The organism is Actinoplanes subtropicus (assembly GCF_000721705.1).
Taxonomy (GTDB): domain Bacteria; phylum Actinomycetota; class Actinomycetes; order Mycobacteriales; family Micromonosporaceae; genus Actinoplanes; species Actinoplanes subtropicus.
In genome coordinates, this window is record NZ_JOJL01000044.1 from 49,387 (window position 1) to 58,703 (window position 9,317).

The 9,317-nt window shown below is 68.7% G+C and carries 7 protein-coding genes; 5 read left to right on the plus strand and 2 right to left on the minus strand.

Annotated elements, in window-relative coordinates; all coding sequences use genetic code 11:
- Nucleotides 1-68: 68 nt before the first annotated feature.
- Nucleotides 69-785 carry a hypothetical protein gene (locus IH26_RS0145260; RefSeq protein ID WP_157437731.1) on the minus strand — a complete coding sequence of 239 codons (717 nt, stop codon included), beginning with the start codon at nt 783-785 and terminating at the stop codon, nt 69-71.
- A gap of 837 nt (nt 786-1,622) precedes the next feature.
- Between IH26_RS0145260 and IH26_RS0145265 the strand changes: the two genes are divergently transcribed.
- From IH26_RS0145265 to IH26_RS0145285, 5 genes are all read left to right on the plus strand, one after another.
- Entirely contained in the window at nt 1,623-1,967 is a 345-nt protein-coding gene (locus IH26_RS0145265) for a histone-like nucleoid-structuring protein Lsr2 (protein ID WP_030442493.1), read from the plus strand.
- A 116-nt stretch (nt 1,968-2,083) separates the two neighbouring features.
- Nucleotides 2,084-2,884: a hypothetical protein gene (locus IH26_RS0145270; RefSeq protein ID WP_245665978.1), complete on the plus strand. Its 801-nt coding sequence runs from the start codon at nt 2,084-2,086 to the stop codon at nt 2,882-2,884.
- A 397-nt stretch (nt 2,885-3,281) separates the two neighbouring features.
- Nucleotides 3,282-4,154 carry a hypothetical protein gene (locus IH26_RS0145275; protein ID WP_157437732.1) on the plus strand — a complete coding sequence of 291 codons (873 nt, stop codon included), beginning with the start codon at nt 3,282-3,284 and terminating at the stop codon, nt 4,152-4,154.
- A gap of 144 nt (nt 4,155-4,298) precedes the next feature.
- On the plus strand, nt 4,299-5,453 hold the full coding sequence (locus tag IH26_RS0145280) for a TRAFAC clade GTPase domain-containing protein (protein WP_157437733.1): 1,155 nt from the start codon (nt 4,299-4,301) through the stop codon (nt 5,451-5,453).
- A gap of 4 nt (nt 5,454-5,457) precedes the next feature.
- The gene (locus IH26_RS0145285; protein ID WP_157437734.1) at nt 5,458-7,692 is read left to right on the plus strand and encodes a GAP1-N2 domain-containing protein; all 2,235 of its coding nucleotides are present in this window, start codon (nt 5,458-5,460) and stop codon (nt 7,690-7,692) included.
- A 125-nt stretch (nt 7,693-7,817) separates the two neighbouring features.
- Here the strand turns inward: IH26_RS0145285 and IH26_RS58970 are convergent, their stop codons facing one another.
- Nucleotides 7,818-9,101, minus strand: a complete 1,284-nt coding sequence (locus IH26_RS58970; RefSeq protein WP_169789916.1) for a GNAT family N-acetyltransferase — start codon at nt 9,099-9,101, stop codon at nt 7,818-7,820.
- Nucleotides 9,102-9,317: the final 216 nt, after the last annotated feature.

A 9,317-nucleotide genomic window follows, 5' to 3' on the forward strand; every position in this document is an offset into this window, starting at 1 on the left:
AGCGCGGGCAAACCGTCCCGAAGATCGACCGTCGACGATTCGCGTGTGCGCCTTCTGCCCCTCCGCCGTCATCGATCGGCGGAGTCATCAGCCCCGTACAGGCGTCGATAGAAGTCGGCCATCGCGGCTTCGTGGGCTTCGCGGCGTTGTTCACCGATCACCACGAGCAAGACCACGACGGCGCTGGCCGCAGCCGCCGCACTCACCAGCGCAACCAGGTGCAGCAGCCGATCAACCACCGCGGGCCGATCCACCACCAGCACGGCGACACCCGCCACAACCGCCGCCACGACTTCAGCACCGGCGACACGGCGCAGCACACCGTTGATCCGCCGCAGGTCGTAACCGTCCACACCGCGCCGTACCCACCCGAAGCCGGCGCGGCACAACACCACCGCCGCCACACCGAAGACCACCGCCAGGACAATCTGCCAGGCATACCCGCCAGTCCCGGCCGCGCTGCCAAGGGCAACCCACAACACGGCATCGACCACGGCCGTACCGACTCCGATTGCCGCGATCAGCCACGCGGCGACCGGCCGGCGCCACCGAACGACCGCCAACAGCAGTGCCCCGGCGAACGCTTGACCCGCAGCGGCGAGACCGGCGACAGCGCCGCTCCACCCCAGCGCCGAGGCGGGTAACCCGCCACGGCTCAGCACCCACACCACGACTCCGACACGAACCAGGCCATATCCTGCCAGCACGATGAGCACTGGCGCCCAGTCCATCCACGGGTAGCCCACCCGTCGTGGCGGCTTGGCGCGCTCCTTGCTCGACGGCATGATCGCCCCCGTCTGTCGACGTTGCACACCGACCATAGGCAGGCTACGTGCGGTACCAGCCGCGCAGCCAGTCCATTACCCGGGTGCCCGCGTCGTCCCACGGTGACCGATCGGCAGGCCCTCGGCCGGACGGTCTCTCGCCAGGTCACCGTTCATGAACGCTGACGCCGTCCAGCGGGCATGTCACCGGACCTAACTGCGACGGCTTGGCGTCCAAAGCAGGCGTGTGCCCGTCGCCGCGCCGCGACCAAGGCTGCAGGAATCGACGGCCGCGAAAGGGGATCGGCATGCCGTCACCGTGACGCGACGGACACTCTCATGGCCGTCGACGAATTGACCGTCGAGGTGCCGTGGGGAGCAGGGTCGCTCGACGGCACGGCAGGTTGTCGACGGCGGCTGTGCAGCGGCGAAAGCCCTTGCCGACGCCTGGCGGGACACTCTCCAGACGAGGGGAACATCCGACCTCATCGACTCTCACGACGTACTGATCGTCTACGTCAACCGGACAGGCTTCTTCCCACGGCGGAACAGCGAGTTTCGACTGCTGCGGCGCGCGTTTGCCGGCCGCCGATCGAGGCTCGTGATTCATCCCATGTAGGCGTGCGCGCATCGGCACGGCCGGAGGTTGACCAGGGCACCGACGACAACGCAACGTGACCAATGGTCGCAGCCAGGCGACCCGATCGAGAGCCGATGATCGGCCTCAGTTTGGATGCGTGCTTACGGTCAGATTCGCAAGCTATCAATGCGCGCGACGGCCGGAGAATCGCAATGGCTATGATTGCCTGAATCGTTTTCCTGCCGCGGCTTGTGCCGCGCCTACGGGAGTGGGACATCATGGCCAAGCAAGTCATCACGGTGCTGACCGATGACCTCGACGGCGGTGACGCCGACCGGACGATCGAGTTCGGGCTCGACGGGGTCAACTACACCATCGACTTGTCCGACAAGAACGTCGGGAAACTTCGCAAGGCGCTCGAGCCGTATCTGACGGTCGCCGCGAAGGTCGCCCGTACCAACGGCCACAGCCGGATCGCCTCAAGGAAAACGGCAGCGCCGGTCCGGTCCAACCGTGACCAGAATCAGGCCATCCGGGAATGGGCGACGAAGAACGGCTACGAGGTATCCGAACGGGGCCGTATCCCCAGCTCCATCGTCGAGGCGTTCCACGCGAAACGGTAACCCCGGCCCGACCGGACCGCCCAGACGAGCTCGACCCGGCCGGCGGACCCGGCAAACGGCGATCAGTTAAGGCCGGTTCGGCCGGCGAAGATCATGACGGCCACATCGCTGCCGACATGACGTCCCGCGCCGCGACACGGCTTTTGGACGCAAAGATGTCGGCACCTGTCCGCGGCGCGATCGCGGTCGTCATCCGCGTTCAATACCTCTCGCCGCTGTGTTTACGATGCCGCCGTTCCCCTGATGATCGCAGAATTGAAGACGGAGAAAGCATGACTTTCCGAGAACTCCAGGCGATGCAGGTCGCGTACGAGCTGCTGGCTCCCCTCGACCCGAGTGCGCAACAACGCGCCATGACCTGGCTGTCGGCGGCGCTCGCGGACACCAACGGCGCTCTCACCGCCATGGCCGAGCCGGCCGCTGCGGTGAACCCAGCCGCGGAAGTGCCAGCGGACGTCGCACTCGGGGACAGCGTCGCGCAGGGCATGACTGACCACGAAGCGGCCGCGCCGGAAACAGAGACCACAGTGCCGGCGGTGCGCGTCGCCGAGCTTGCCGCCCCGGCCGAACCCGAGGGCAGCCTCGAACCGGGCCCGGGCCCGGGCCCGGGCCCGGAGCCGGTGGCCGAGCCGGTGCCGGAGCCGCGGCCTCGGCGAGGCCGGTCTGTCAAAGCGGCCGGTCGGCGTGCCCCCAAGGCGGCCAGATCCGCCGCGACCGCGAAGCCGGCACCGGCAGCCCCGGATCCCCGCGGCGACCGGCCCGCAGGTGACCAGTTCATCGCCGACCTCGCCGCCGTCGGCTCGTTCAAGGCCCTCGCCGAGAAATACGGCAAGTCGATCGGCACCATCGGCAACTGGGCGAACCAGCTCCGCGAACAAGGGTTCGACATCCCGGTCGGCCGGCAGAAGAAAGCCTGAAACACCCGTCATGGGCGCAGGGACGAAGCCCCGCGGGCGCTCGTCCCCACCCCGCACGCCTCTGTTCCGCGTACCCCGGCTATCGGCTTACAGAGTGTGCCGGCGCGTGGCCCGCTGCGGATGCCGTTACCCCGGCCTCGAAGGTCATGGGGTTGACCGCAGTTCCGAAAGGTTCCCGACGGGGCGTCCGCAGCGGAGGGCATGATGACCCGGGCAATTGGCTGAGCCTGCCAAGCGAACCGGTTCTGCCACGGATGGTCGCCAGGAGAATCCGCGAGGCCTTGGCGTCTGGCTGGCGCGCCTCCGTACCTGGACCGCCCGTCAGGCTAACGGCCGAGGCGACCTCTTCATCTTACGCAACGTTAAAGATGGCGCGCACTCTGCGCGGCAAATGAGGATGTTCACCGAGCCGCCGGATGGCATCCTTCCCGGCCTGCAGATCGGCCAGTACCGCACACCGAACGGATTAGTCCTTCCGGATGATTTCTTACCCAATGCCCCGCAAATCGTCCCTAGTGAATTGCGGCGCGTCCTGCGACGGCACTATGCATCCCCGAAACGACACCGCCTGGTCCGTCAGACCCGTTCAGCCGACCGGGAGACCGGCTGCGACAGGGAAGGGGCCGACATGGCGCTCGTCTTCAACATCGTTCTGCACATCCTCCTGATCGGATCGATGGGTTGCTTCATCGTTGCGGTCATCGCGGATGCGATCGCCGACCCCGACCGCCGGGAACGGGTCTTGCGGATCGCCGCGCTCGCCGCCGGCGCACTCGTCGCGGTCGGCGCTCAGGTGGCCGGCGTCAGCTACGCCTCGTTCGTCGTCGACGCGCTGGCCAACGGCCACGGCCCAAGTGCCGCGGCGGCCGTGGCCGCCGCGACCGTGCCGGCGATCGGCGGAGTCGGCCTCGGCTGGTTCCTGGTACGGACCTACCGGCGCAGCACCCGCATCGGCGCGCGAGTCTTCGCCTTCATCGGCATGCTCGCCGCGTCGGGCTTCGTCGCCATCTATGCGCGGGCAACCCAGACCAATGGGGTCATGCTGGGCGCGACCGCGCTGCCGAACGTCTCGTTCGTGGTGGGCGTCATCCTCACGATCATCTTCACGTTCGACCCCGATCTCCCGCATGGTGGTGGCCGGAAGACGCAGATCCGCGTGCTTCTGGGCGGAGGCCGACGGACGGCGTCGGCCACCATCGGCCCGGACCCGTCCGTGGCCGCTGAGTCGCCGACGCGGCGCCTCCGGGACCCGTTCTCGGACGCCCAATAACGGCGACGCATCTCTTCACGAGGGGAATCGAACGACATGGGAAATGCGGTGCGTCGTGTATGCCCGTGCTGCGGAAACAACATCGTGCTGAACCGCTGTCCGATCTATGCGACGGCCGGGCAGCCCGCGCGGCGGGAGGCCCCGGTGCCGGAGCCGGTTGACGCCCTGCTGTCCGACGTTCCCGGCGATCCGTCGGACGACGACCTGACCGGCGAGGTGCGGGCCACACCGCGTCCGGCGCGGAGCGGCCGGTCGTCCTCCGGTCCGCTCTGGTCGTGGACGCCGCCCGGGCCACCCGAGCAGGTGCGGCGGGGCAGCTGGTTCAGTCCGACGCCTGCGCGCCCACCGGAGCAGGGCCTCGTGCCGTTGACGGCGTTCCCACCCGGACTTCTGCCGCGCCGTTTCTGCTACCTCGAAGACTGCCGGCAGCCACTCCCGCCGGACCTCGACGAACGTCAGGCGCACATTGTGTCGGTCGTCGGCCTCAACGCGGCCGGCAAAACTTACTACCTTGCCACCGCACTGACCGAGGCGCTCAACGGGCCGGGTCTGGACATCGCCGGGTTCCGGGAGTTCGAGCCGGACGAGGAGACCGCTCAGCGATTCTTCGTCAACTACTACAGCCCGGTGTACCGGGACAATCAAGCGCTGCGGTCGACGCCGGAGGCGGGCTCGGCCGGCCAGAAGTCGCTCAACTTCCGGGCTCGTATCGATGGCGGCCGCCCAATGCTGGTGATGACCCATGACATCTCGGGCGAGACGCTGATGAACTACGCCAAGCGGGCCCGGGACGCAGGCTTCCTGCGGCACTCCTCCGCGGTGATCTTCCTTGTCGACCCGCTCGAGTTCGACCCGATTCGCGAGCAGTCGAACGAGCACATCCAAGGCCGCACCATCCACCAGCGAGACCTGCTTGCGGCGACCCTGCGCGAGCTCGAATTCGAGCTCGGCCGGCAGAAGGTGCCGGTCGCCGTGGTCGTCTCCAAGGCGGACCTGCTCGAGCCGTTCCTGCCGGCGAACGCCCAGTTCCTGGGACTGCCGCCTCGTCATCGCGAACAGACGCTGCAGGAGTGGCTCCGCGAGCTTCAACAGACCAGCGTCGCGGTCCGCGAAGTCCTGATCAAGATGGGTCAGGATCGGCTCGTCCGGGCAGCGGAGTCGTACGGACCGGTGAGCTTCCACGCGGTCTCGGCGCTCGGCGGGCAGCCGCGTCCGGGCGGGCCGGCCCGGCCGAATCCGCGCCGGGTGCTCGACCCGTTGGCTCTCGTGCTGTGGCGGCTCTCCAACGCGCTGGCCTAGGCCTATGAGCGAGCAATTACTGTTCACATGGGCCGACCGCGGCCTCGAAGGCCGCGGAATGTGGCAGGTGGTAGCCGCCAGTGAGCATCTATACCGCCGCCTTCCCCGCGCCCTGCACCTGGCCCGCAACCTGTGCGTCGAGTTCACCTATCCCTTGCACTGGCAGGATCAGGCGAAGACCCCGGTCTCATTCGGCTGGCGGGACATCCGCGGCATGCGCTTCGCTTTCCGGCGCGTCTATCGCGGCAGCGACGCGTTCGGGCGCCCCGGCGTCTTCGCCGCCCACGTGCTCGTCGACACGCCGGACCGGCTGCCCGCGGACCGCCTGCTCGACGCCGCGTGCTCCCCGGCCTGGTGGTCGGGGGAACCACGGCCGGCGGACGATGGCGAATGGCTGCCCGGGGTGACGCTCGACGACTTCCCCGGCGGCCCAGACGACATCGTCGGGACCGCCGAAACAGCCGATATCGAAGCCGTGTTGACCGCGCTCCTGGCGCACAAGGGGCGGCCGGTCCGGTTGGGAATGGACGCGTCGGCCTTCCGCAACGCGCTCGGCAGGGCCGCCGCGCTGCTACCGGGAGCTCTCGACCGGCTTAGCGTGTCGACCTACGAGCCGCCGGACACCCGTGCATCGTACGGGTTGACCGCGGTCCAACCCCCGGACGAGGACCCGGTCGCGATCACCGTCGATGCGCTGGCCGCGGCACCCGGGCTCGCCGGTCATCGCGCCGTCGCCCAGCTCATGATGAACGGAGACGCGCGCTCGCAGGCGTACGTCCGGACCTCCTGGCAGGAGGCGGGCCGCACCGACATCTTCCTCCGTCTTTGCGCCGCCTTCCTGGCCGTCCGAGCCGGGGGCACCGTGCGACTCGATGACGTGCTGCCTGCCCTGCAGTACCCGGGAACCGCCGCCGACCTCCTGGACGAGATCTCGGTGCGCACGATGGTCGCCCATGCCCTCGGCGCGGGCGATGCCTCGGTCGTCGCCGCGATGCGCACCGTCGGGCGAAGCCTCGAAGCTGAGACGTGGGCCTCGCTCGGCGAGCTCACGGCACGTGCGGGCACTACGAAACGCGGACTCGCCGTGGCGGCCGACATCATCCGGGCCTCGTCCGGCCCGGGTGCTACGGCTCTGATCCGCGAACTAATCCAGCTAGCGCGCGCCGACCTGTCGCGAATCGCAAGCTGGCCGCCCGAGTTGCTCGCGGCCATCTGGGCGGAGCCCCAGGCCCACGATCGGACGAGCCTGGAGGCGGCGATGGTCCGCGCCGGCGCGCCGGACGTCCTCGTCCTCGCGGGACAGGCCTCGATGCCGGCCGATCTGTGGTCGCGCCTGCTGCTCGAGGCCTTGAACACGGGCCAGGTCGAACGCGGCCCGGCGGCCGAGGCGGTCCACGCGAGGGCAGCCTATGCCCGCGCGGTCCGCGACACTTCGCCGGCCTCCGTACTGGAACTGCTCCTCGACTCCCTCCCCGCCGAGAAGGCGCTCGGGCTGCTCTCGATGTGGGTCGATGCCGCACGAGCCGACCGGTGGATCGACCTGGCCGGACGGGTGGCGTCACGGCTAGACGACAGCCAGGCTTGGCGAGCCGCGGCCACCGTCGCGCCCGTCCTGCGCCGACCGGTCGCCGCCGGCTGGTCATCGCTGCGCGACACGGCCCTACGGCGTCAATTGGTCCATCAGATCGACGATCCGCGAGCGCGGCCGTGCCCTCTGACCGAGATCTGCCGGCCGGAGCTGGGCCCGCCCGACCACGCCTGGCACGGCTATTTCCGGATGCTCTCCGCCGGTGGGGCCGACATCGCCGCCGGTGTGCACCGGCTACCGCCGGAAGACCGCGAACTGGCCAGTCGATTCGCGTTGTACACCCTGGTGGCGCAGGCGGTCCGGCCCACGGACGTGGCGTTCGCGGCCAATACGCTGGCCTCGACGCTGAAGGCCGACTCGGAGCAGATCGCCGAACTGGTGCTCCGCGGCGGACTCCGGGGAATCCTCGGATGCGACCGTCGGGCGCCCGGCTTCGCGGCGCTGGCCTACGTCGCGGTGTGTCTGGTCGAACCCGGTCGTGTCGGCCGCCGCAGGATGACCGGGGAGCTTGCCTCGCAGCCCGCCCAGCGCCTGGCGGTCAGCCTTCGCGCGGCGCTGGCAGCACACGACCCTGCCCTCGACCAGCGGTGGAAAGCCTGGACCGAGCACCGCCCGCGAGCCGACCGCTGGCTGCGCGGCCTGGCCGGCTGACGGCTCGATCTGAAACTGACGAAGTAGTCACAACTCACGGTGCGTCACTGTCAGTACGAGCGCCACTGCCCTCGACGCGGCAAATCAGGATGCCTCGCGTGGGTGGCGGACGGCGCTTGCGTGCCTCACTGTGCGGCGTCCGCAAGACAGTCGGCATTGAGATCGATCCATCGCGCGTCACGTCGATACAGGTCGACGTGCTCGTACAGATCTCGCTGTCCGGCTTCGGCGCGAGCCAGGGTGAAGTCGGCAAGCTCATGAAGCCGTTGCACAGCTACCGTCAGCACCACGGCGGGTTGAAGACCGTGGCCGTAGGTCGTGCAGAGCAGCCGTAGCCGGTCTGCCCGGTCGGCCAGAGTACTGGTGATGGCGTCGCTGTTGGTCGGGACGGTCAGCGGCACCAGCCGGTACGCCAGGTACGCGGCATCCCACACGCGCGGACCGGGTGACGCGGTGTCCCAGTCAATGACGCCGACGAGTCGCTCGGCGGCGAACACCATGTTGTAGGGCGCGAAGTCGTTGTGGCAGATGACTTCGGCAGGACGATGATCGGGAAGCTGCCACACCGCGCCGGAAGCGTCGAAAGTGGCAGAGGCGCGGTGCAACTCCCGCAACCGTGTCGTGGCCTCGACCAGCACCGAGTCCGCCCATATCCAGGAGGGCAACGGGTCCTGCGGCACGTGGCCGGGAAGGTATGAGACGCAGTCACGACCGGCATGGTCGGCGCCCAGCGGTTGCGGGACCCAGCTGAGGCCCTGGTCCCGCAGGTGTCCGAGCAGTCTCTGGATGGTCGGGCTCCACGCGCCGGCGGTGCGCCTGACGGTCGTGCCGACACGTACCGCGCCGCCCATGTTGCCGCCCGCCAGCACCTGCTCCTGCGAACCCGCCAGGTCATCGACAACGGTGCGCCGGTAGCGGACCTCGAACAACGAAAAGCCGCGCGAGTCGTCGGTCTTCGTGGCGCCGTCGGGCCGCCAGCCGCCGGCTTCGTAGAAGCGTCGTGCACGATTGTTCGTGGCCAACACCCACAGGGTGCTATCCCGGTAACCGGCCTCCGTTAACCGGCGGAGGCCCGCGGCCATCAGTAGTTGCCCGGCGCCGTGGCCCCAGTACTCCGGCAGTAGGTAGACGGCTTGGACCTCGCCGGTCAGTTGCGAGTCGGCGTCAGCATCACGGCTCGGCGAGACCCGGATGAATCCGACGACGCCCTGGCTCTTGTGCTCGGCCACAAGGGTGATCGCCGGCCCGGGGTCCTGCAGGATCCGCTGCCAGACTTCCTGCCGCTGTCTGGGATCCAGCTGGTCCAGATACTGCTGAGGTACCTTTCCCTGATACGCCTTCCGCCAGGTTCGCACATGAACGTCGGCCAGCGCTTCGACATCATTCACGGTTGCCTCCCGGACAATCACGGAGAGCATTGTGCTTGGCCGCCATTTCACGCGCATCAGCATTTCCGCGACGCGCTCATCTCGGCATGACCGCGAGCCGAGCCTTCGAGCTAGTCGTCACGCTCCGTAGTGATCGGATCGCGGCTACTTGTTTCATTGATCTACGACCGCAGCCCGGCCAGGCTTGGTCGAGGTGATCGACAGGGTCGCTCTTATCGCGGCTGCCCACCGCTGTTT

Coding starts and splice junctions, on each gene's coding strand:
- IH26_RS0145260 (WP_157437731.1), bottom strand. CDS start 785: ATGCCGTCGAGCAAGGAGCGCGCCAAGCCGCCACGACGGGTGGGCTAC.
- IH26_RS0145265 (WP_030442493.1), top strand. CDS start 1,623: ATGGCCAAGCAAGTCATCACGGTGCTGACCGATGACCTCGACGGCGGT.
- IH26_RS0145270 (WP_245665978.1), top strand. CDS start 2,084: ATGACGTCCCGCGCCGCGACACGGCTTTTGGACGCAAAGATGTCGGCA.
- IH26_RS0145275 (WP_157437732.1), top strand. CDS start 3,282: ATGTTCACCGAGCCGCCGGATGGCATCCTTCCCGGCCTGCAGATCGGC.
- IH26_RS0145285 (WP_157437734.1), top strand. CDS start 5,458: ATGAGCGAGCAATTACTGTTCACATGGGCCGACCGCGGCCTCGAAGGC.